Origin of the sequence: Plantactinospora soyae, assembly GCF_014874095.1 — a bacterium.
GTDB lineage: Bacteria > Actinomycetota > Actinomycetes > Mycobacteriales > Micromonosporaceae > Plantactinospora > Plantactinospora soyae.
This window is the reverse complement of sequence record NZ_JADBEB010000001.1, coordinates 9,006,907-9,029,895: the sequence shown is the minus strand read 5'-3', so window position 1 is coordinate 9,029,895 and position 22,989 is coordinate 9,006,907. Positions and strand designations below refer to the sequence as shown.

Below are 22,989 nucleotides of genomic sequence, written 5' to 3'. Positions count from 1 at the left end.
GCCGGACCCTCCGGTTCGCGGGCTAACCGACCGATCGGGGGTATGCCCTCCGCGTCGCCGCGTCGCACACTTGCCGCAAGCGAAGGCGAGGGCTCCCAGTTGCGGCACAGCGTGCCTGGTCAGCAGGCCAACACGGACCGGCCGGTCACCACCGGAGGCGAGGTACGGCTGCTCGGACCAGTCCGGCTGATCGGACCGGACGGACCGGTGGCCCTGCCGGACGAGTCGCGCCTGCTGCTCGGCCTGCTCGCCCTCCGGGCCGGCGAGCCGGTCCCCGACGCGGAGCTACTGGCGGCGATCGGCACCTCCGGCACCGCCCGGACCCGAGCCGACGACCCGACGTCGCCATGCGCCCCCGTCGACGGTCCCGGGCATACCGGAGCCGCTGTCGACGGTCCTACGTCGCCGTGCGCCGCTGTCGACGGTCCCGGGCATACCGGAGCTGCTGTCGACGGTCCTACGTCGCCGCGCGCCCCTGTCGACGGTCCCCGGCACGCCCGAGCCGCTGTCGACGGAGCGGTGCGGGCGGACGTTCGGATCCTGGACCGGCCGGCCACCCTGTTGGCCGCCGCGCTCGCCGACTGCGGATCGCCGGACGCGCTGGAGATCGGACCCGCTGGTTACCGGCTGCGACTGCCGGGCAGCCGGATCGACGCGCACCGGTTCATCCGGCTCGTCGCCCGGGCCCGTCGCCGGATGGCCGCCGGTGACCTTCCGGCCGCCGGCCGCCTGTTCGGCGCCGCGCTCGCCACCTGGTCCGACCCGGCCACCCCCGGGCCCGGCACCGGTCTCGTCCCGGACCCGGCGGTCGTGACCTGCTCCGGGACGCTGCCGCCCGGTGCCCGTCCGGAGATCGTCCCGCCGAGCGTGACCTGCCCCGGCACCGGCGTGGCCCCGGAACCGGCGGTCGTGACCTGCTCCGGGACGCTGCCGCCCGGTGCCCGTCCGGAGATCGTCCCGCCGACCGTACCCGGTTCGCCGGAGCCGACCGGTCAGCCGCTGGCCGAGGCGGGAGGCGAGCCGCTGCGCGGCCACCGGCTGTGTCCGTCGGGGTGGGCCGCCGTCGAGGTACGCCGGCTGCGACAGGCCCGGTTCGACGCGTTCGAGGACCGGTGGGAGTGCCTGCTGCGACTGGCGGTCTCGGCGTACGCCGCCGCCGGTGGCCCCGTCGCCGACCGGTCCGTGGTGGCAGCCGGTGCCGCTGGTACCAGGCTGGCTCGTACCGCGGTCGGGGAGCTGTCGGTGGCGGTGGCCGGCCGGCCACTGCGAGCCCGGCTCTGGGAGTTGCTGCTGGTGGCGTCCTTCCTGGCCGACGGGCGGCGGGCTGCCGCGCAGGTACAGCGCCGCGCCCGGGAGGTGTTCTCGGAGCAGTTGGGCGTCGAGCCGGCCGGTCGGATCTGCGCGCTGGCGGAGGCGGCGCAACGGGGAGAGCTGCCGGAGGACTGGGCGACGGGGCAGCGCGGCGAACCGGTCCCGGAGGCCGGCACGGGTCGTCCGGCGTCCCGGGCACGTGCGGCGGCCCGGCTCCCGGTCCCGCTCACCGCGCTACTCGGCCGCGAGGACCTGCTCGACGTCGTCGGGCAGCGCCTCGACCAGCATCGGTTGGTCAGCCTGACCGGTACCGGGGGCGCCGGCAAGACCCGGCTGGCGGTGGCCGCGGCGGGACGGGTCACCGACCGGCCGGTCTGGTTCGTCGACCTCACCGCGGTGGAGAGCCCGGTACGGGTACCTCAGGCGGTGGCCGCCGCGCTCGGCGTACCCGACCTGGGGCGGGACCTCGTCGAGGCGCTGGTCGCCGATCTCGGCGCCGTACCGGCCCTGCTGGTGCTGGACAACTGCGAACACCTGGTCACGGGTTGTGCGGAGCTGGTCGGGCGGCTGCTGTCGCAGTGCCCGGGACTGCGGGTGCTGGCGACCAGCCGGGTCGCGCTGCGGGTGCCGGGCGAGTCGCGGATCCGGGTGCCGGCGCTGGCCGTACCCGAGCCGGCGAGCGGGCACGACATCGCCGCGCTCCGGGCACATCCGGCCACCCGGCTCTTCCTCGAACGCGCCCACGAGTTCTCCGGTCGCCCGGTTCCCGAGGCCAGCGCCGAAGCGGTCGTACGGCTCTGCGCCGAACTCGACGGACTGCCGCTGGCGATCGAACTGGCGGCGGCGCGTACGCCAATGCTGAGCGTCAACGAGATCACGACTCGCCTCCGGGCCGACGTACGGCTGCTGCGGAGCTCGGATCCGAGGACGCCGGACCGGCACCGGAGCATTGCCGCCGCGGTCGAGTCCAGCCTGGCCCAGTTGGAGCCCGACGCCTGCCGGCTCTTCGACCGGCTCTCGATCTGTGCCGGTGGCTTCGACGCCGAACTGGCCGAGGCGATGGGTGGGGCGTCGGCCCCGGCCGACCTGGCCGCGCTGGTCGAGGCGTCGTTGGCGGAGCCGCTGCCCGGCGAGCCGGCCGAATCGTCGCCGACCTCCGGCCAGCCGTCCGAGGCGATGCCGGTCCGCTACCGGATGCTGGCTCCGATCCGGCGGCACGCCCTGTCCAGGCTGGTCGCCTCCGGGGCCGAGGTCGCCGCCCGGCAGGATCTCGCGACGTACTGCCTGGGCCTGGCCGAGCGGGCCGATGCCCAGCTTCGCGGCGCGGTCCAGGACCGGTGGCTCTCCCGGTTGCGGGCCGAGGACTCCAACCTGCGTTCGGCGATGACCTGGCTGGCCGAGGCGGGGGCCGGTGGACCCGTGCACGGTGACCTCCGGCTGGCCACCGCGCTGTCGATGTACTGCCGGCTGGAGGGCCACTACCGGGACGGGCACCGATGGCTGGCGGGGGCGTTGGCGCGGCATCCGGCGGCACCGCCCGCGCTGCGGGCCCGGGCCGGGATCGGCGCGGCGATGCTGGCGATGCTGCGCTGTGACTATCCCGCCGCGATCGAGCACGCGAAGCTGGCCCGGACCGCCTGTCGGGGCACCGGGGACCGCAGGACCCAGGCCCGGGTGGAGCTGATTCTGGGCTCGGTGGCCCGGGAGCAGGCCCGGTACGCCGAGTCCGCCCGCCACCTCGCCACCGCCGGCGCCATCTTCGCCGAGTGTGACGACGAGTGGGGCGAGGCACAGACCACGGAGCTGCGGGGCTTCACCGCGTGGCTCGCGGGCGATCTGGACCGGGCCTACTCGCGGCTGCGGGCGAGCCTGCGCCGACACGAACGGCTGGGCGATGCCCTGGCGGCGGCCAGCGCGCTGATGAACCTCGGCGCGGTCGCGCTCTACCAGGGCGACATCGACCGGGCGTCGTCGCTGCTCGACGTGGCCCTGCGCCGGCACTCGGCGATCGGGTTCCCCGAGGGAGTCGGCTGGGCGCACAACCTGCGCGGCCTGGTCGAGTTGCGTGGCGGGCGTACCCGACAGGCGGCGGGACATCTGCGGATCAGCCTCGCCGAGCACCGCCGGGTCGGCGACCTGTGGCGGACGGCGAGCGTACTGGAGGCGTTGGCGGAGGTGGCCCGGCTGGAGGGCGAGCCGATCCGGGGTGCCCGACTGCTCGGCGCGGCGGACCGGATCCGTGCGGAGATCGGCGCTCCGGTGCCGGCCTGCGAGCGACCGGACGCCGAGGCGACCGAGCGGGCACTGCGCGCCCAGTTGGACGGGCCGACCCGGTCGAGACGGGCCGGGCGGACCCGAGCGGAGGGCCGACCCGGGGCGGGCGGGTGGCCCCGGACGACCGGCTGGCCCGGCCCGGAACCGGACGGCCGGCAACCCGGGGCGGGTGGCTGGCGACCCGGCCCGGAAGCGGATGGGCGGCGGTCGGGGTCGGGTGGCTGGCGACCCGGCTCGGAACCGGTCGGATGGCGGCCGGAGGCGGACGGATGGCGTCTCGGCTCGCCCGGGGCGGCCGGGTCACTCCTCGGTACCGGCGCCTTCGCGGTGGCCCACCGGTACGGCCGGGACGCGCCGCTCGACGCCGTACTGGCCGCCGTGCCGCCGGAGGGCGATCCGTAGACCAGGTCGGGCGCGCGGGGCCTCAGTGGGCCGGGTCGCCGTTGGCGTCGGCGGTCGTCGGCAGGCTGCCGAGCACTCCGTTGATGATGTGGATCCGGCCGCCCTTGACCTGGTAGTCGGCGCAGACAGCCTGGGTGTGGTCGCCGATCCGGGCCATCGGGTCGGCCCGGGTGATCGTGACGGACGTGCCGTCGAGCGTACTGACTCTGCCCTTCGCGACCAGGTCGGCCAGCGAGTGTGAGCCGGCGACGAGATGCGCCCGGAGCAGCGTACGCAGCTCGTCCTTCTGCTTGATCATCAGATTGTCGAGGTTGTCCTCGGAGAACTTCTTCGCGAACGCGTCGTCGGTGGGCGCCAGGATGGTCACCCCGTCCGGATCGCGGAGTTCGGCCGACACGTCCGCTGCCCGTACCGCCGCCTCGAACCGGGTGAGCACCGGGATCCACTGCAACGCCACGTCACCGGGCTCCTTGGCCAGGGACGCCGGGTTTCCCGGGTCGCTGCCGGAGGGCAGCGCCGAGCAGAGCGGCCCGGTCACCGGACCCGCCGGCTGGGCGGCCGCCCGCGCCGCCGCGCCCTGGTCGGCCGCATCGGAGTCCGTGCAGCCGACGGTCGTGGCCGCCACCAGCAGCGCGGCGGCGGCGAGGCGGACCGGTCCGCGCCACGACGCCCGGTGATCACGGGTACGTCCGGCCGCCCGACCGAGGTGGCCAGGTAGCTGGGACGGGTGGGACGGCTCGGACACGACAACCTCCACGAGGGGCTTGCAAGGTGTCGTACCGGCAGGCCGGGCGTCGCGCCCGACCTGCCGGTACGGCGAGGACCGGTGGTGCTCAGGTCACCGCCGGACGCGGCTCAGAGCGCCGCGCACTGGCCCGCCTTGGGGCCGTTCACCTGGTTCGGCACACCGAGGTTGGTCGGTGCCGGGCTGTTCAGCGCACAGCTCAGCGGACCGCTCACGGAGTTGCCGGCCAGCAGCGGTACGTCGCTGCCGGTGTTGTTGAGCGACAGGGCGACCGGTCCGGAGATCCGGTTGTCGACCAGCGACACGGCGTTGGTGGTGCCGGAGACCTGCACCGGACCCCGCACCGTGCTGTTGGCCAGGAAGACGCCGGCGGCACCGGACGAGCTGACCGGACCGCTGATCGTCGTACCGGTGGCGATGAACACCGCGCCCGGCCGGACCGTGACCGGACCGTTCACCGTGCCACCCGAGATGCAGGTGAAGCCGGAGACGCTCAGCGGCCCGTTGTGCCGGCCCGTGCTGGTCGGGTAGACCCGCTGGCCGTCCACCCACTCCTCGGCGCCCTGGGCGTCGAGCAGCAGCGGGATCAGGCCCCGCTCCGGCTGGGCCAGCGGCACGTAGTACCCGTCGGCGGCCTTGACGACCTTCCAGCCGTGCGCGGCGATCCGCTGCGCCACGGTGGCGCCCACCCCGCCGGGACCGTCGGTGCGTGCCCCGTTGTACTGCTCCTCGGTGAGCTTGTAGGCACAGGGGGCGTTGTCCAGGATCATCTCCGGCTCGGGCAGGTCGTCGCGCGGTCCGGCCTCACCCGGGTGCGGTGCCGGGTGCAGCGGGATCGGCCGGGAGCCCCGGAAGACGAGTCGACCGGTGTTCGAGGCCTGGAACTCGATCGCCTCGCTCCGCGCCTGCTTGATGGCGGGCAGGCTGGCCCGGTGGTAGTCGAAGAACTGGCTGAACGTCCAGAACGCCGAGTACGTCTTGCGGCGCCGGTTGTTCGCGGTGTTGCCCTCGTCGGGCCGGGTCTGGCCACCGGAGCTGCGCAGCTCCAGCAGCGAGTTCACCGTGTTCTTCAGGCCCAGGGTGTTGCGCAGGATCGTCTCCTCGCTCAGCCCCACGCCACTGCCGCCCTGGCAGCCGTACGGGCAGGCCCACCAGCCGTCCTTGGCGCCCTGCACGTACATGTGGTCTTCGATCATGTCCATCGACTCGTCGAAGATCTGCTTCGCCACGTTCTGGTGTCGTGGCGGGAGCATCGGCAGGTCACCGGCGGTGGAGTTGCCGTACTCGTGCCCGTCGTAGCCGGCCACGGGGCGGTAGTCGCGCAGCATCCGGACGTACGCCGCCGTCTCCGGCTGGCGGATCAGCGAGTAGTCGCGGTTGAGGTCCTGCCCGGTCGAGTTGCCCCGGGTGTTGGCGGCCCGCCCGTCACCGTTGATCGTCGGAACGATCAGCACGGTGGTGTGCGACAGCAGGTCGACGGTCTTGGCGTCCTTGCCGAAGGCCAGCTTGCGGGCCAGCACCAGGCAGGCCTCGCGGTCACCGGGCTCGTTGCCGTGCACGTTGCAGTTGACCGCCAGCGGCGAGGTCGCCGCGACGGCCTGCGCGGTGGTCGGCGGGGTCGGGTAGCCGAAGACGAGCATGTTGATCGGCCGGTTCAGCACCGTACGGCCGATCTCCACCACCCGGACGCGCTCGCTGAGCCGGTCGATCTCGGCGGTGTACGCGTACTCGTCGACGTCGCTGGTGTACTGCGCCGCCTTGGTGGTCTCCCACTGGGTACGCAGGCTCTCGCCCGGAACGTTCGGGTTGCCCCAGGGCGACAGCGTGCTGCCGGAGGCCGGGGTGGAGTACGGCTGCTCGGTGGTGTCGAACCGGGCGCGTACCCGCCAGGAGAACCGGTCGCCCGGGCTGAACCCGGCGTCGGCGAAGGTGGGTGACTCGTTGTTGATCTGCCGGTTCGGGCGCCACACGCCGACGATCACGGCCGGACCGGTGGCGACGTTCCCGGCGTCGACGGGGGTGCGCTCGATCTGGTAGTCGGTGGCGCCGTCGACCGGCGTCCACGCCAGCGTGGCGTACCCGTCGGCCTGGGTGACGGTGAGCCCGGTGACCTGGTTCGGCTCCGCGACGGCGATCTGCAGCGCCGCTGCCGGCTGGCCCAGTGCCATCGACGGGGCGGTGACGACGCCGAGGGAGGCGGCCAGCAGTGTCGATATAACAACTACCGTCGGTCGTCTTATTCTCATGTGAACTCCGAGGGGGATGGAGTTGTACGGGACAACACTGCCGGTCATCATGGTTGCCCACGTGCGACGACGCAATGATCTTGAGTATGTCTTGAGGCTGTGCGGGGACCGGCCGACGCCGGTTAGGAAGGGCCCCTTCTTATGCAAAAAGCGATAAGAAGGAACCCTTCCTTACAGTGCGGCGGGGGCGGGCTCGGCGATGCAGGCGGTGCCGATCCGCCGGAACCCGACCCTCAGGTAGACCCGGGCGATCTCGTCGCTGCCGGCCGAAAGGAAGATCAGGTTGGTGCCGTCGTCGAGCAGCCGGCGGGCCAGGGCGGCGGTGACCGCCGCCCCGAGGCCCCGGCGGCGGGCCGAGGGGAGTGTGGCGATGCCGGCTATCTCGGCGACGTCGTCGACCCGCAGCGCCATGCCGCTGGCCACCGCTCCCTCGCCCGGCATCTCGACCAGGGCGGAGATCCGCCCTCCGGCGGCGGTCCTGGCCCGCTCCTCGTCCAGCGAGTCGACCGGCAGTTCGACGAGGGCGGCGTCCCGGGCGGTCGGCCCGGCCGCGCCGGTCTCGGTCCCCGGCGCGGCGAAGCCGACCGCGGCGACCGCCCGCCGGACCGCGACGTCGGTGGCGAAGCCGGGTGCGGCGGGGTCGAGGATCCGTACCGCCGGCCCGCCCAACTCGGCGGCCGGCGGCAGGGCGGTCGGGTCGAGCACCATCAGTGGCGCCTCCAGCACCGACAGGCCCGCGGACCGGGCCACCGCCAGCAGTTCGGGATTGTTGTCGTGGACCCACTCGAACGCCTCCGGCAGGCCGAGGTCACGCTGCCGCTGACGGACGGCGGTCACGTCGGCTGCCGACGGCGACTCCGTGGCGTCCAGTCGCGGGCGCGCGTAGAATGGCCAGCCAGCCCCGTCGCGGACAAAGAGAACCAGCCCGCCGAAATCCTCTGTGTGTGCCCCGTCACGCGGCACCGCATCGTAAAAGCGTTCCAACCGGTCAAACGGCTCGTCTCGCACAGAAGCCACCGGGGGAGCGTACACGTAGCGGATCCCGGGCATGTGATCAATTCCGCTGCCTGTGATCAGTTCGAACTGGTGGACCCCGCCGGCCCCTAACGTAGACTCGAGAGACCCAGCAGGGCCGACGTCGTCCCGACCCAATGATTGAACGTGAGTGACGACAGGAGCCCCGGTGGCCTCTCCGTACCCCCAGGAACCGCGCCTCTCCCCGTCGGCGGCAACCGCCGACCGTGAGCTGACCGGCGGCGGTCACGTCCTGGACTCCACCGCTCGGCTGACGGGAACGCCGGAGCCGCAGGGGCTCTACGACCCGGGCACGGAGCGGGACGCCTGCGGGGTGGCGTTCGTGGCGGACCTGCACGGCCGCCGTTCGCACGACGTGGTCGCGAAGGGCCTGTCGGCGCTGTGTCGGCTGGATCACCGGGGCGCCCGGGGCGCGGAGCAGAACACCGGCGACGGCGCCGGAATCATGCTCCAGGTGCCGGACGCCTTCCTGCGGGCCGTGGTCGACTTCCCGTTGCCACCGGCCGGGCAGTACGCCACCGGCCTGGTCTTCCTGCCCGCCGATCCGGCCGACGAGGTTCGGGCCCGGACGGTGCTGGAGAAGTACGCCCTGGTCGAGGGCGCGGAGGTGCTGGGCTGGCGGGACGTACCGGTTCGGCCGGACGATCTCGGCGAGACCGCACTGGCGGCCCGGCCCCGGATCCGGCAGGTCTTCCTCGCCGCGCACCGGCTGACCGGTTCGGCGGCCGGTCCGGCTGGCACCCCGCTGACCGGCCTCGAGCTGGACCGGGTCGCGTTCTGCGTACGCAAGCAGGCCGAACGGGAGACCGCCGAGCGGGGCGTGCCGGCGTACTTCCCGTCGCTGTCGTCCCGGACCATGGTCTACAAGGGGATGCTCACCCCGGACCAGCTTCCGGAGTTCTTCCCGGACCTGACCGACCCCCGGATGACCAGCGCGATCGCCCTGGTGCACTCGCGGTTCTCCACCAACACCTTCCCGTCCTGGCCGCTGGCCCACCCCTACCGGTTCATCGCGCACAACGGCGAGATCAACACGATCCGGGGCAACAAGAACTGGATGCAGGCCCGGGAGGCGCTGCTGCGCAGCCCGGAGATTCCCGGCAACCTGAAGCGGCTCTTCCCGATCTGCACCCCGGCCGCCTCCGACTCGGCCAACTTCGACGAGGTGCTGGAACTGCTGCACCTGGCCGGGCGGAGCCTGCCGCACGCGGTGCTGATGATGATCCCGGAGGCCTGGGAGAACGACCCGGAGATGGCTCCGGCGAAGCGGGCCTTCTACCGCTTCCACGCCAGCCTGATGGAGCCGTGGGACGGGCCGGCGTCGGTCGCCTTCACCGACGGTTCGCTGGTCGGTGCCGTACTGGACCGCAACGGGCTGCGGCCGGGCCGCTGGTGGCTGACCTCGGACGGCCTGGTGGTGCTCGGCAGCGAGGCCGGGGTACTCGACCTCGACCCGGCGAGCGTGGTCGCCAAGGGGCGGTTGCAGCCGGGCCGGATGTTCCTGGTCGACACCGCCGCCGGGCGGATCGTCCTGGACGACGAGATCAAGTCCGAGCTCGCCGCCGCGCAGCCGTACGGCGACTGGCTGCACGCCGGCCTGATCGACCTGTCGGACCTGCCGCCGCGCCGGCACACCGTCTACGCCCACCACTCCGTCCGGCGCCGGCAGCAGACCTTCGGCTACACCGAGGAGGAGCTGAAGATCCTGCTCGGGCCGATGGCCAGGGCCGGCGCCGAACCGGTCGGCTCGATGGGCACCGACACCCCGATCTCGCCGCTGTCCACCCGGCCCCGGCTGCTCTACGACTACTTCCACCAGCTCTTCGCCCAGGTGACCAACCCGCCGCTGGACGCCATCCGGGAGGAGCTGGTGACCAGCCTCCAGGCGACGATCGGGCCGGAGGGGAACCTGCTCGACCCGAGTCCGGCGAGCTGCCGGCAGGTCGTACTTCCGTACCCGGTGATCGACAACGACGAGCTGGCCAAGATTCTCAAGATCGACGCCGACGGCGACCTGCCCGGGTTCAAGGCGGTCCGGGTCTCCGGGCTCTACCGGATCCGGGACGGCGCCGCCGGGATGAAGGCCCGGCTGACCGAGATCTGCCGGCACGTCTCCGAGGCGATCGAGGACGGGGTACGCATCCTGGTCCTCTCCGACCGCGACTCCACCGCCGACCTGGCGCCGATCCCGTCGCTGCTGCTCACCGCCGCCGTGCACCAGCACCTGGTCCGGGAGCAGACCCGGACCCAGGTGGCGCTGATCGTCGAGTCCGGTGACTGCCGCGAGGTGCACCACACCGCCCTGCTGATCGGCTACGGCGCCGCTGCCGTCAACCCCTACCTCGCGTTCGAGTCGGTCGAGGACCTGATCGCGACCGGTGCGTTGGCCGGGATCGAGCCGGGGACGGCGGTCCGGAACTACGTCAAGGCGCTCGGCAAGGGCGTACTCAAGATCATGTCGAAGATGGGCATCTCCACCGTCTCGTCGTACTGCGGTGCCCAGGTCTTCGAGGCGGTCGGCCTGGACAACCGGCTGGTGCAGCGCTACTTCGCCGGTACGGCCGGCAAGATCGGCGGCATCGGGCTGACCGGGATCCACGCCGAGGTGGCCGCCCGGCACAGCCGGGCGTACGCCGAGAACACCGGAGCGCTCAACCACCGGCCGCTGGAGGTTGGCGGCGAGTACCAGTGGCGCCGCGAGGGCGAGCTGCACCTGTTCAACCCGGAGACGGTCTTCCTGCTCCAGCACGCCGCCCGCTCCCGCCAGTACGACGTCTTCCGCGAGTACACCGCCAAGGTCGACGACCTGGCCCGGCAGGCCGGATCGCTGCGCGGGTTGTTCACCTTCCGCAGCGGAGTACGCGAGCCTGTCCCACTCGACGAGGTGGAGCCGGCTAGCGAGATCGTCAAGCGGTTCGCCACCGGCGCCATGTCGTACGGGTCGATCTCGGCGGAGGCGCACGAGACCCTGGCGATCGCGATGAACCGCCTCGGCGGCAAGTCGAACACCGGCGAGGGCGGCGAGGACGTCGAGCGGCTCTACGACCCGTCCCGGCGCTCGGCGGTCAAGCAGGTCGCCAGCGGCCGGTTCGGGGTGACGAGCGAATACCTGGTCAACGCCGACGACATCCAGATCAAGATGGCCCAGGGTGCCAAGCCGGGCGAGGGCGGTCAGCTTCCCGGCAACAAGGTCTGGCCGTGGATCGCCCGGACCCGGCACGCCACCCCGGGAGTCGGACTGATCTCGCCGCCCCCGCACCACGACATCTACTCGATCGAGGACCTGGCGCAGCTCGTCCACGACCTGAAGAGCGTCAACCCGGCGGCCCGGGTACACGTGAAGCTGGTCAGCGAGATCGGTGTCGGCACGGTCGCGGCCGGGGTCGCCAAGCTCAAGGCCGACGTCATCCTGATCTCCGGACACGACGGCGGCACCGGTGCCTCCCCGCTGAACTCGCTCAAGCACGCCGGCACCCCGTGGGAGCTGGGGCTGGCCGAGGCGCAGCAGACGCTGCTGCTCAACAAGCTCCGCGACCGGGTCACCGTGCAGGTCGACGGCCAGCTCAAGACCGGCCGGGACGTCGTGGTCGCGGCCCTGCTCGGCGCCGAGGAGTACGGCTTCGCCACCGCCCCGCTGATCGTCGCCGGCTGCGTCATGATGCGGGTCTGCCACCTGGACACCTGCCCGGTCGGCATCGCCACCCAGAATCCGGTGCTGCGCGAGCGCTTCACCGGGCGGCCCGAGTTCGTGGAGAACTTCTTCCTCTTCCTCGCCGAGGAGGTCCGGGGCTACCTCGCCGAGCTGGGCTTCCGCTCGCTGGAGGAGGCGATCGGCGCGACCGAGCTGCTCGACTTCGCCCCCGCCCTGGGCCACTGGAAGGCGCACGGTCTGGACCTGCGGCCCGTACTCCACGTGCCGGAACTGCCGGCCGGCGCCGCCCGCCGGGGCGTACGGGCCCAGGACCACGGGCTGGACCGGTCGCTGGACAACGAACTCCTGGCCCTGGCCGCTCCGGCGCTGACGGAGTCGGGTACCCGGGTCCGGGCCGCGGTGGCGGTCCGCAACGAACACCGCAGCGTCGGCGCGATGCTCGGCGGCGTCGTCACCCGGCGGTTCGGCGGGGCCGGCCTGCCGACCGACACCATCGAGTTCGATCTCACCGGCACCGCCGGTCAGTCCTTCGGCGCCTTCCTGCCCAGCGGAGTGACGCTGCGGCTGGCCGGCGACGCCAACGACTACGTCGGCAAGGGGCTGTCCGGCGGGCGGATCGTGGTCCGCCCCGATCCGGCCGCGCCGTTCGCCGGCGGGCTGGACACCCCGGCCGGACCGAACGGCCGGGCCGAGGACCAGATCATCGCCGGTAACACCATCCTGTACGGGGCCACCGGCGGGGAACTGTTCCTGCGTGGCCGGGTCGGCGAGCGGTTCGCGGTCCGCAACTCGGGCGCGGCGACCGTCGTCGAGGGGGTGGGTGACCACGGCTGTGAGTACATGACCGGCGGCACGGTGGTGGTGCTCGGCGGTACCGGGCGCAACTTCGCGGCCGGCATGTCCGGCGGTACGGCGTTCGTCTGGCAACTCGACCGCCGCCGGGTCAACACCGAACTGGTGGACCTGGCGCCGCTCACCGACGACGAGCGGGGCAGCCTGCACGACCTGGTGCAGCGGCACTTCGCCGAGACCGACTCGTCCGTCGCGGAGGCGCTGCTCAAGCGCTGGCCGGAGGCGGTGGAGGAGTTCACCGCGGTGGTACCCCGCGACTTCAAGCGGGTCCGGGAGATCATGCGGATCGCCGAGGCGGAGGGGCGCGACGTCGACGAGGCGGTGATGACCGCCCTGGCGGCTCCGGCCGCCCCGCCGGCCGTACCCGTACCCGCCCAGCCGCCGTCCGGTGCCACACCGGCCGGTCCGCCCGCGTCCCCCGCCCGGCCGGTCAGCCCCGGTTCGCGGCCGTCCCAGGAGGTGGCTCGTGCCTGACCCGAACGGTTTCCTCCGGTACGACCGGAAGCTCCCGGCCCGCCGCCCGGTCCCGGTACGGATCTCCGACTGGCGCGAGGTCTACCCGTCCGCCGACGAGCCCCTGATCCGGGCGCAGGCCACCCGCTGCATGGACTGCGGCATCCCGTTCTGCCACGACGGCTGCCCGCTGGGCAACCGCATCCCGGACTGGAACGACCTGGTCCGGACCGGCAACTGGGCGACCGCCATCGAGTCGCTGCACGCCACCAACAACTTCCCGGAGTTCACCGGGCGGCTCTGCCCGGCGCCGTGCGAGGCGGCCTGCGTACTGGGCATCGCCGGAGGCGCGCCGGTGACCATCAAGCAGGTCGAGGTCGAGATCGTCAACCGGGCCTTCGACCTGGACCTGGTGACCCCGCACGAGGTACCGGGGCCGTCCGGCAGGCGGGTCGCGGTGGTCGGCTCCGGGCCGGCCGGACTCGCCGCCGCGCAGCAGCTCGTCCGGGCCGGTCACGCGGTGACCGTGTACGAGCGGGACGACGCGATCGGCGGCCTGCTCCGGTACGGCATCCCCGACTTCAAGCTGGAGAAGGAACACATCGACCGGCGGTTGGCCCAGCTCACCGCCGAGGGCGTGCAGTTCCGGACCGGCGTGAACGTCGGCGTCGACGTCACCGCCGAGCAGCTCCGGGCCGAGCACGACGCGGTGCTGCTCGCCTGCGGTGCCCTCGCCGGGCGGGACACCCCGGAAACCCCGGGCCGGCCGCTGCGTGGCGTACACCAGGCGATGGAGCACCTGGTGGCGTCGAACCGGCTGGTGAGCGGGCGGGAGTCGTCGACGCCGATCGACGCCGCCGGCAGGCACGTGGTGATCATCGGGGGCGGGGACACCGCGGCCGACTGCCTGGGCGTGGCGCACCGGCAGGGCGCGGCCGGCGTACACCAGCTCGACCTGTACCCGCGACCACCGCACGAGCGCGACGAGGCCCGCGACCCGTGGCCGACCTGGCCGTGGATCCTGCGCGAGTACCCGGCGCACGAGGAGGGTGGCGAGCGGGTCTTCGCGGTCGCGGTGCAGGAGTTCGTGGACGACGGCACCGGCCAGGTGCGCGCGGTCCGGATCGCCGAGGTCACCGTCGAGAAGCGGAACGGTCAGCGCTTCCTGACCGTGGTGCCCGGCTCGGAGCGGGAACTGCCGGCCGACCTCGTGCTGCTCGCCATCGGCTTCGAGGGCACCGAGGAGCAGCTGCTGCTCGATCAGCTCGGTGTGGTCCGCAACCGGCGTGGTGCGATCGACTCGGACGCCGAATGGCAGGCCGGTACGCCGGGTGTCTTCGTCGCCGGGGACATGCACCGGGGCGCCTCGCTGATCGTCTGGGCGATCGCCGAGGGCCGGGCGGCCGCCGCCGCGATCCACCGCTACCTCGGCGGTACGGGGGAGCTGCCGGCCCCGGTGGCGTCCTCCACCCAGCCGTTGGCCGTACCCGCCCGCTGACCCGCCACGTGCTGGTCGTCGCTCAGCGGGTCTGGGCGGCGACCCGCAGGCCGAGGGCGATCAGCACGGTGCCGCTGACCGCGTCCAGCCGCCGTCGCACCATCGGCCGGCGGAACCAGGCGCCGGCCCGGCCGACCGCCGCCGCGAGCGTGAGGTAGACAGAACGCCGGCCCGCCTCGAGTTAGGGGCCGCCGAGGTCCTCGCACGTTCCCGTGCGGGCGTCGCTGGCTGACTCACACGTCGGTGGCGAGGCCGGGGGTGGCTATCGCTATGTCGCCGTCGTACTCCGCACCGGCCTTTGCCCTGGCCAGTTCGACGTCGGAACCGGGCCAGAGGTGCGTGAGCAGGAGGCGTCCCACGGCGGCCCGCCGGGCTTGCCGGCCGGCCTGGTCGGCGCTCGTCAGGGCCTCCCGTGAGTCGGCCGGAACCTCGTCCGCATGGGTGGCCTCGGCCAGGAACAGGTCGGCGCCCCGCGCCAGTTCCACCACCTCGGGGCTGGGGCCGGTATCACCGGTGTAGGCCAGGATCCGGCCGCCCTGCTCGAGCCGAAGGCCGGCGTTGGGCGTGAAGTGCGGCAGCATGCGGGTCCACGCGGAGAAGGGGCCGATGTCGAAGTGGTCGCCGGCGTTGAACTCGCGCAGATCGTAGGCGCTGTCGAGCGTTTCCGGCCGGTCGAGCGCGAGGACGGCGTCCAGGGCGCCCGGAAGGGCGTACACGGGCAGCGGTGCCGGGGGGTTGTCCCGCATGGCTCTGGCGCGCAGCAGGGGATTGAGGTCGGCGCAGTGGTCGGGATGCCCGTGCGTGACGAACACGGCGTCGACCTCGTCGGGTGTCATGAGATCGAGCAGCCGGGGCATCGTCGCGTAGCCCGGATCCACCAGAAGCCTGAACCCGTCGTGCTCGATGACGTATCCGCTGCACGCCTGGTTCGCGGTCGGCCAGCCGCCGCAACCGCCGAGCACCGATAGTCGCATCCACCGAACCTAGCTGGGCATCGCGAGCCACGCCCGTCGGATCCAGGCGGATCCAGGGATCCAAGGGGCGTAGCCGCGCACAGAACGGCCCGGACCTATCCCACGCAGGTCCGGGCCGTTCCGCGTCTCCGGGGTCACTTCCCCCAGTCGCTCGCCAGCCGTTCGTACGCCACCCTGGCCGCCCAGCACATCCCGGTGTGATCCGGGGGGTTGCCGCACGACTGGCAGTTGCCTCCGTTGCTGACGTGGCGCCGGAGCACCGTGCGCATCTCGGCCCGCTCGATCGACTCAGGCACGGGCACGGGTCCGGGATTGGTGAGCGGTACGGGCTGGTGCGGTATGTCGTCGCTGAACACGTGCGTCACCCTTCGTCGCGTCCGGGCCTGCCCGGCGGCCGGCGCCCCTTGCCAGGGGACGGGGTGATCCGGCCGCGCGGGCAGGCTAAGGCTGACGTGCCGCCCCCGAGCCCCGCTCCACGAGCGGCACAACCCATGCACAACAGCCTCCCTTGCCACTTCGACACCGTCAATGCGGCAAGTGCCGAAGTGGCAAGGTCATTTGTGCTTACCGTCGCCGTATGAGGCTGGTTGCCCTGGCAGACGTCGCCGCGATGCTCGGCGGTGTATCACGTACCAGGACAACCGAGATCGTCCGTCGACCTGGATTCCCCGAGCCCGTCGATACCGTCGGCAATGGCCGCATGCGGATCTGGGACCGAGACGCCGTTGAAGCCTGGATTCGCGAGAACCGGCCCAGCCAACGCGACGAGAGCGAGTAACAGAGGCGGCTCGCAGAGACACGAAACGGCCCGCACCCGGAGGAGGCCAGTCCGGCGGATGCGGGCCCCTGTTTGTGAAACTCAGACCGCCGCAGCGGCCTCCCCCGAGTGGCCTGGACCACGTGCCGCTCCAGGCTCGCCGACGCGGTAGTGGCCTGCTCCCGGGCTTCCTGGACCGCCAGGCCTCGAGCGTGGATGCAGCCATGAACAGGCGTGCCGGGACTTCCATCACCTGGCGCACGCGGTCAAACTCCGCTAGGGCCTTCACGGTGGCCGCCAGTTCCTCCGCCACCAGGTCCAGCCGGGCCAGTTCCGCCGCCTGGCCGTGCAGGTACGCCAGCCACTCCGGCCGACGCTACTCGATCCCGGCGGCCACCTGACGCCGGAGCGTCGTCACCCCGTCCGCCGTGCCCTCCGCCACGGTCTCAGCGGTGGTCGCCTCCTTCTGACGCTGGCGGATGATCCGGTTCACCTCCGGCCACGTCCGACGCATCGCAAGCGGCGGCAGCCACCGCCACCAGTTTCCGGGCCTCCACCTGGCCTTTCCCGGCCGCGCGCTAAGCCTGCCGCGCGGACCCCGGAGCCGGGTCGCCTCCACGGTGAGCGACTGGAGGCGGAGCAGGTCCGCAAGGGTGTCCGGGTGTACGTGGCGGGCCGGGACCTGGCCGATGGCCGGACACCGCAAAGCGTCGTAGACGAACCGTCCGGACAGCACCCACCCGATGAACGGCACCAAGTCCGCCTCAGCGGGTAGCCATGCCCCGTCGAAGCGGAGCAACCCGCGTGTTACCCGCCACGCCCCGCCGCGCTCGGTGGGCGGCCGAACGACGATGGACGGCACCTCATCCGCCCACCGACAGCTGCGCTCGACGACCTCCTCAGCAGTGATCGAGCTGAGCTGGGCCTCCCACGCCATCGACGTCCTATTCTCGCCAGCACTCCTGCTCTTGCACCCCTACGGTCGGTCGGGTGACAACTGAAACCAACATCGGGGCTCCTGGTTCTGCTCGGCTCCGCGGTTCCGCCGTCCTGTTCATGTCGACCTCGGCTGCCCTTGCCACGTCGACCATCTACCCGTTGCAGCCAGCGATTGCGGATGTGGCGGACTCGTTGGGTACACAGATCACTGCCGTTGGGGTCGCACTCGCGTTTGGGCCTATCGGCTACATGGTTGGTCTCGGTGTTCTCGTGCCGTTGGTCGACCGCTTCGCTCCTGGGCGGGTCCTGGCCGCTCAGTTCGGGGTCCTTGCGTGTGCACTTGCGGCCAGCGCAGTCGTCCCCACTGTCACGCTGTTGGGCCTGATGGTCGCCGTGGTCGGTGCGTGTTCATCGGTCGGGGCGGGCCTGAGTTCGGTCGCGGGCCGTTTGGCTCCTCCGCGACGGCGTGCAACGATTTTGGGGGTCGTGACCGCCGGCATCTCAGCCGGGATTCTTGCCGGCCGAATCGTCGGCGGGTGGCTTTCAGACGAGCTCGGCTGGCGCAAGATGCTGCTCGTCTTCGCCGCTGCCTGCGGCTTGGTCACGGTGTGCTGCCTGGTGGCGCTCCCGCGAGCACACGGCACCGCCGAGCGCGGCTACCTGTCTGCGTTGCGTTCGCTGCCTGGCTTGTTCGTCCGTCACGCGACCCTGCGCGTTGCCGCATTGCGCGGCTCAATGTGGTTCTTCGCGTTCTCCGTGGTGTGGGCAGGGATCGCCGTGGCGCTCTCTGAGCCCCCGTTCTCGTACTCGGCCGAACGGATCGGACTGTATGCACTTGCGGGCCTCTCGGGCATCCTGGCCACCCAGGTCGCGGGTGCGTGGACTGACCGCGTCGGTGCTCGCCGGGTGATCCTCGCCGGCCTCGTCCTGGCCGCGGTAGCCGCGACCATTCTGGGCTTCAGCCTCGCGAACACAGCCGTGACCCTGGTCTGCCTGGCGGTCTTCGATGCGGGGCTGTTCGCGGCCCAGGTGGCTAACCAAAGCACTGTTCTGGCGATCGATCCGGCGGCCCCGGCACGCTTTAACAGTGCCTACATGTTGGTCTACTTTGTGGGCGGCAGCCTTGGGACTGCCTTCGGGGCAGCGACTGCGAAGTGGTTCGGCTGGTTGCCCACCGCCTTGATTGCCGGCGCGGCCATCGGTGTTGCCGCAACGATCACGACCTTCACACGGCAGCGGCGATGGCATCGCCGGCGCGCCGACCGAGGAATCAGTGTCGCCGAGGATGCCGTTCCGCATCAGAGCCGTGCGTGACCAGGCAGCCTGAACGGGCTGCCGTCGCTACGGCCAGACCCCCCAGGCGTCGAAGGCCGCCGCGGTAGCGATCAGGACTGCGCGTGTCCCGGACAACTCCCGGACACGGAGCGCGCCCCCGTGGGGACATGTCCACCGACACGCCGGAGTCTCGCCCGTGGTGTCCGGCTAGCAGTTGTAGAAGTGGCCGCCCATCTGTCCGGTCCAACGCCACTCCTCCATCGGTTGCAGCGGACTCTCGCGCTACCTCACGCCGGGCACCGGTGCGCGTCCGGCCAGGAGAAGGCAGCGGCGATCACGCGGGACCGCCTACGCGTGTCCCGTGCCCCACTCCTGGCGGAACGGCTCCTCCTGCATCAGGATGTTGTAACCGGTGCGCGCGTACGGCCCAGCCTCTCTCGGGGGCGGTGGACCGCCCGTAGCGGTCCGTGGGGCTGGTGCAGTGCTCCACGCGGTGAGTGACCTCCCCGGGTTGGTTGAGCGGTTCGGACGCGCGGCCGTTGCCGTGGCTGTGCCAGATCCCGCAGAACGCACAGGGGACGTAGAGGCTGACAACTTCGTCCCGCTGCCCGTCCGCCACTGGGAGGGCGGAGGTATCCGGGGACAGTGGGCGTGGTGTCCATGTTGATCCCCTGGAGTGAGTCGCGCTGACATCGGTCATGGCCGCCAGAGGAGCCGGCCTGTTCGCCGGTGATGTCATGCCTATGCGCCATGTGTGGCGGGACTGTTCACGAGTCGGCCAGGGGAGGAGCCGGGGGGTCTGCGTGGTCTGTAGACCAGCCGGCTCAAAATCAATAAGTTGAAGGTTTGTCCAGACCAGCGGCCAGCCAGCCTGGCCGCCACCTCCGGCCACACCAGGTCTCCCGTGCACGCCCGCTTTAGCTGGTGGTGACACGTTCTTACCAGCACTCCGAGGTGGCGGCGGCGCTGCTGTCGTCGGAGACCCGTTCGCCGTCAACATCTCCGGTGGACACCGCTCCGGTACTCGTTGCCTGGTCAGCCGGGCTGTCGGCGGCTCGGGGCGGGGTCGAAGACCAGATCGAGATGCTCGTCCACGATGGCCAGGGCCTCGGTGCCGGTACGGTGTCCGACCAGCACCTGCGGGACGACGCCGTCGATCACGGTTTGCAGGGTGGCGGCCAGCCCCGCCGGGTCGAGCCGGGGGTCCACCTCGCCGGCCCGCTGGGCCAGGCGTACCTGTTCGGTGATCAGGGCGTGCGTGTCGGCCCAGGTGGTCCGGATGACTGTGGCCAGCTCCGGCATGGTGACCGACCTGGTGATGAAGGCGTACCAGACCGCGGCGCCGGCCTGGTGTTCCGGTGTGGTCGGCACGGTCTGCTCGGCGATCGCCCGGATGACCGCCCGGGGGGACGAGGGTTCGGGCGGTGTCCCGGCTTTGCGGCCCAGTTCCTCGCCGGCCAGTTCGACGAGGCGACGACAGGCGTACAGCAGGACCTGGTCCTTGGTCTTGAAGTAGTGCTGGACCTGGCCCAGCGAAACCCCGGCCTCGGCGGCGACGTCGCGCAGGCTGACCGCCTCCAGCCCGCGCAGGGCGACGATCGTCCACACCGCCTCGGCGATCCGGCTCCGGCGTTGCTCGTGGTCGACCTTCCTCGGCATGATCCGATTCTCTAAGCAATACGTTCGACTTGCAACCTCCGCCACGCTGGCAGACAATACATTTGTATTGCTACCTGGGGAGGGGGAGTCATGCGGGCATTCATCCGTCGACACCGAAAGAAACTGCTGGTGGGGCTGGTCGTTCTGACACTGCTGGTGGCCACGCCGCCGATCGCGGCGGCGGTCTACGCCTGGCGGGACGACCGGTTGGCCAGGATGACGACCGAGGGGCCGTACCGGGCGACCCGGGAATCGCTGAACGCGCACCCGGTGCCCGACTGGTTCTCCGACGCCAAGTTCGGGATCTTCATCCACTGGGGACTTTTTTCCGTCCCCGGGTTCGCCCCGACCGGCAACTACGCCGACGTGCTGCGCTCCGACTACGACCGGGCGATGCTGGTGCACCCGTACGCCGAGGACTACGGCAACGCCATGCGGGATCCGTCGACGCCGACCGCCGAGCACCACCGGGCGACCTACGGGAACCTGCCGTACGAGGGCTTCAAGGCGATGTTCGACAAGGGGCTGGAGCGGTGGGACCCGAACGCCTGGGCGAAGACGTTCCGCGACTCCGGCGCCCGGTACGTCGTACTGGTCGCCAAGTACCACGACGGGTACGCGCTGTGGCCGACCGGCGTACGCCACCCGCACCGGCCCGGCTGGCACAGCGAGCGGGACATCGTCGGCGAACTCGCCACCGCCGTCCGAGCCCAGGGGCTGCGGTTCGGCGTCTACTACTCCGGCGGGGTGGACTGGACCTTCCAGCGCGACATCGTCCGCACCCTCGGCGACTACACCTACGCCCGGTACGGCGACGGCTACGCCGACTACGCCGACGCCCAGCTCCGGGAACTCGTCATCCGGTACAAGCCCGACCTGCTGTGGAACGACATCTCCTGGCCGACCGGGCAGAAACGGCTGTTCAGCCTGCTTGCCGACTACTACAACACCGTCCCGGACGGGGTGGTGAACGACCGCTGGCAGACCGACTCCTTCTGGCGCTGGACGATGGGAACCACGCTCGGCAGGGCGGGCTTCGACCGGCTGATGAAGTGGGCGATCGCCGACGACCCGGAGTTCATCGACAACGTCACGCCGCCGGCCGTGCCGCACAGCGACTTCACCACCCCCGAGTACACCCAGTACGACACGGTGCGGGCGAAGAAGTGGGAGACGACCCGAGGCATCGGCAACTCGTACGGCTTCAACCGCATGGAGCGCGACCAGGACTACGCGTCGTTCCCGGACACGCTGTTGCCGGACTTCGTCGACGCCGTTGCCAAGAACGGGAACCTGCTGCTCAACGTCGGCCCGTCCGGCGGCGAGGGCACCCTGCCGCCGGAGCAGCTGCGCCGGTTGGCGGGCTTCGGTCGGTGGCTCGACGCCAACGGTGCCGCGATCTACGCCAGCCGACCGTGGAGCCGACCCGAGAGCGAGGGTGCGCACTTCACCCTCGGCCGGGACGGTGCCGTCAACGTCATCCTCGGCGGGCCGGTCACCGGCGACCGGGTCCGGCTGGCCGGCGTCCAGCTCACCGGCACTGCCCGGCTGCTCGGTGACGACAGCCCCGTCGCGCTGACCGTCGAGGGCCCGGACACCGTGCTCACCTTCGCCCGGCCGCCCGCTCCCGACGCGCTGAAACCGGCGATCCGAATCACCCCCGGGTAGCCGCCGCCGACCCTGCCCGGGTCGCCGCCGGTCCGGGTCGGAGTCTGTCCGGTCGGGCACACCAGTCACCGTCACCGGTTCCGGCCGGCTCGCCGAGTGGGACGAGCGTCACCCCGACGCCGCGTAACGCCGCCGCCGACTGGTCAGGGGGCTTAAATGGGCGTCATGGGTAACGCCTCCTCCGCCGAGCTACGGGTCGGCATCCTCGGGTACGGCATCGGCGGGCAGCGCTTCCACGCCCCACTGGTGGACGCCACTTCCGGCCTCTCGGTCGCGCTGATCGTCACCGGCAACCCGGAACGTGCCGAGCAGGCCCGTGCGGGGTACCCGCAGGCGGAGGTCGTACCCACCGCCGACGAGCTGTTCGACCGGGTCGACTCGCTCGACCTGGTCGTGGTCAGCACCCCGAACCGGACCCACGTGCCGCTCGCGCTGCGGGCCATCGAAGCGGGTACGCCGGTGGTGGTGGACAAGCCGTTCGCGCCCACCGCGGCCGAGGCCGAGCAGGTGGTCCGGGCGGCCGAACAGGCGGGCGTCGGGCTGACCGTGTTCCAGAACCGCCGGCTCGACTCGGACTTCCTGACCCTGCGTAAGGTGCTCAGCTCCGGCCGGCTCGGCAGCGTGTTCCGGTTCGAGTCCCGGTACGACCGCTGGGTGCCGAAGCCGAAGGAGAACTGGCGCGAGTTCGGCGACCCCGCCGAGGCCGGTGGCCTGCTCTACGACCTTGGCGCGCACATCGTCGACCAGGCTCTGCAGTTGTTCGGCCCGGTGACCGAGGTCTACGCGGAGCTGGACCGGCGGCGTGCCGGGGTGGCGGTCGACGACGACAGTTTCGTCGCGCTGCGGCACTCCAGCGGGGTGCGCTCGCACCTGTGGGCCTCCGCCCTGGCCGGTACCCGCAATCCCCGTTTCCGGGTTCTCGGCGACCGGGCCACCTTCACCAAGTACGGCCTCGACGTGCAGGAGCCCCAGGTGATCTCCGGGATGCGTCCCGGCGACCCGGGCTGGGGCGTCGAGCCGGAGTCGGACGCTGGTCTGCTGGGTGTCAACGACGAGGTCGAGCGGATCCCCACCGAACGGGGACGCTACGAGCAGTTCTACGCCGAGGTACGCGACGCGCTGCGCGGCGAGGGTGCCTTCCCGGTCGATCCGGCCAGTGCGGTGCAGACGCTCCGGATCATCGAGGCGGCTCGGACCGCAGCCGCCGAGCGCCGGGTCGTCACCCTGCCGGCCTGAACCGTTCGCTACT

The 22,989-nt window shown here is 71.8% G+C and carries 14 protein-coding genes; 7 read left to right on the top strand and 7 right to left on the bottom strand.

Features of this window, described 5'->3' with window-relative positions; genetic code table 11:
• The first annotated feature begins 99 nt into the window (after positions 1–99).
• A complete protein-coding gene (locus tag H4W31_RS39350; RefSeq protein ID WP_192771226.1) occupies positions 100–3,987 on the top strand; it encodes an ATP-binding protein in 3,888 nt (1,295 codons plus the stop codon).
• 22 nt (positions 3,988–4,009) lie between these two features.
• Here the strand turns inward: H4W31_RS39350 and H4W31_RS44615 are convergent, their stop codons facing one another.
• The 3 genes from H4W31_RS44615 to H4W31_RS39335 all read right to left on the bottom strand — a co-directional run bounded on the left by H4W31_RS44615 (position 4,010) and on the right by H4W31_RS39335 (position 8,028).
• A complete protein-coding gene (locus H4W31_RS44615) occupies positions 4,010–4,732 on the bottom strand; it encodes a fasciclin domain-containing protein (RefSeq protein ID WP_192771225.1) in 723 nt (240 codons plus the stop codon).
• 110 nt (positions 4,733–4,842) lie between these two features.
• Positions 4,843–6,978, bottom strand: a complete 2,136-nt coding sequence (locus tag H4W31_RS39340) for a M14 family zinc carboxypeptidase (RefSeq protein WP_192771224.1) — start codon at positions 6,976–6,978, stop codon at positions 4,843–4,845.
• Positions 6,979–7,149: 171 nt separating this feature from the next.
• The gene (locus H4W31_RS39335; RefSeq protein WP_192771223.1) at positions 7,150–8,028 is read right to left on the bottom strand and encodes a GNAT family N-acetyltransferase; all 879 of its coding nucleotides are present in this window, start codon (positions 8,026–8,028) and stop codon (positions 7,150–7,152) included.
• Between the two features lie 217 nt (positions 8,029–8,245).
• Here H4W31_RS39335 and gltB point away from each other — a divergent pair, with 217 nt between their 5' ends.
• Complete coding sequence (gene gltB / locus H4W31_RS39330) at positions 8,246–12,991, top strand: glutamate synthase large subunit (protein WP_225947682.1); 4,746 nt, start codon at positions 8,246–8,248, stop codon at positions 12,989–12,991.
• Positions 12,984–14,468: a glutamate synthase subunit beta gene (locus tag H4W31_RS39325; protein ID WP_192771222.1), complete on the top strand. Its 1,485-nt coding sequence runs from the start codon at positions 12,984–12,986 to the stop codon at positions 14,466–14,468. The genes gltB and H4W31_RS39325 overlap by 8 nt, the downstream gene beginning before the upstream one ends.
• A 233-nt stretch (positions 14,469–14,701) precedes the next feature.
• Here H4W31_RS39325 and H4W31_RS39320 read toward each other — a convergent pair whose 3' ends face one another.
• Together H4W31_RS39320 and H4W31_RS39315 are read right to left on the bottom strand one after the other, a co-directional pair.
• Positions 14,702–15,442 (bottom strand): MBL fold metallo-hydrolase, encoded by a 741-nt coding sequence (locus H4W31_RS39320; RefSeq protein ID WP_192771221.1) that lies wholly within the window; start codon positions 15,440–15,442, stop codon positions 14,702–14,704.
• Positions 15,443–15,576: 134 nt separating this feature from the next.
• Positions 15,577–15,798: a hypothetical protein gene (locus tag H4W31_RS39315; protein ID WP_192771220.1), complete on the bottom strand. Its 222-nt coding sequence runs from the start codon at positions 15,796–15,798 to the stop codon at positions 15,577–15,579.
• Positions 15,799–16,019: 221 nt separating this feature from the next.
• Between H4W31_RS39315 and H4W31_RS39310 the strand changes: the two genes are divergently transcribed.
• Positions 16,020–16,220, top strand: a complete 201-nt coding sequence (locus H4W31_RS39310; RefSeq protein ID WP_192771219.1) for a helix-turn-helix transcriptional regulator — start codon at positions 16,020–16,022, stop codon at positions 16,218–16,220.
• Positions 16,221–16,575: 355 nt separating this feature from the next.
• On the opposite strand, the gene H4W31_RS39305 is transcribed toward H4W31_RS39310, so the two are convergent.
• Positions 16,576–16,953, bottom strand: a complete 378-nt coding sequence (locus tag H4W31_RS39305; protein ID WP_192771218.1) for a hypothetical protein — start codon at positions 16,951–16,953, stop codon at positions 16,576–16,578.
• A gap of 236 nt (positions 16,954–17,189) precedes the next feature.
• On the opposite strand from H4W31_RS39305, the gene H4W31_RS39300 reads away from it, so the two are divergent.
• Complete coding sequence (locus tag H4W31_RS39300; RefSeq protein ID WP_318783658.1) at positions 17,190–18,452, top strand: MFS transporter; 1,263 nt, start codon at positions 17,190–17,192, stop codon at positions 18,450–18,452.
• A 996-nt stretch (positions 18,453–19,448) separates the two neighbouring features.
• Here the strand turns inward: H4W31_RS39300 and H4W31_RS39295 are convergent.
• Positions 19,449–20,072: a TetR/AcrR family transcriptional regulator gene (locus H4W31_RS39295; RefSeq protein ID WP_192771217.1), complete on the bottom strand. Its 624-nt coding sequence runs from the start codon at positions 20,070–20,072 to the stop codon at positions 19,449–19,451.
• A gap of 90 nt (positions 20,073–20,162) precedes the next feature.
• Here H4W31_RS39295 and H4W31_RS39290 point away from each other — a divergent pair, with 90 nt between their 5' ends.
• Both H4W31_RS39290 and H4W31_RS39285 read left to right on the top strand, forming a co-directional pair.
• Positions 20,163–21,740 carry an alpha-L-fucosidase gene (locus H4W31_RS39290; RefSeq protein WP_225945917.1) on the top strand — a complete coding sequence of 526 codons (1,578 nt, stop codon included), beginning with the start codon at positions 20,163–20,165 and terminating at the stop codon, positions 21,738–21,740.
• A gap of 156 nt (positions 21,741–21,896) precedes the next feature.
• Positions 21,897–22,976 carry a Gfo/Idh/MocA family oxidoreductase gene (locus H4W31_RS39285; protein ID WP_192771216.1) on the top strand — a complete coding sequence of 360 codons (1,080 nt, stop codon included), beginning with the start codon at positions 21,897–21,899 and terminating at the stop codon, positions 22,974–22,976.
• Positions 22,977–22,989 lie beyond the last annotated feature (13 nt).

Coding starts and splice junctions, on each gene's coding strand:
- H4W31_RS39340 (WP_192771224.1), bottom strand. CDS start 6,978: ATGAGAATAAGACGACCGACGGTAGTTGTTATATCGACACTGCTGGCC.
- H4W31_RS39335 (WP_192771223.1), bottom strand. CDS start 8,028: ATGCCCGGGATCCGCTACGTGTACGCTCCCCCGGTGGCTTCTGTGCGA.
- H4W31_RS39320 (WP_192771221.1), bottom strand. CDS start 15,442: ATGCGACTATCGGTGCTCGGCGGTTGCGGCGGCTGGCCGACCGCGAAC.
- H4W31_RS39310 (WP_192771219.1), top strand. CDS start 16,020: ATGAGGCTGGTTGCCCTGGCAGACGTCGCCGCGATGCTCGGCGGTGTA.
- H4W31_RS39295 (WP_192771217.1), bottom strand. CDS start 20,072: ATGCCGAGGAAGGTCGACCACGAGCAACGCCGGAGCCGGATCGCCGAG.
- H4W31_RS39290 (WP_225945917.1), top strand. CDS start 20,163: ATGCGGGCATTCATCCGTCGACACCGAAAGAAACTGCTGGTGGGGCTG.
- H4W31_RS39285 (WP_192771216.1), top strand. CDS start 21,897: ATGGGCGTCATGGGTAACGCCTCCTCCGCCGAGCTACGGGTCGGCATC.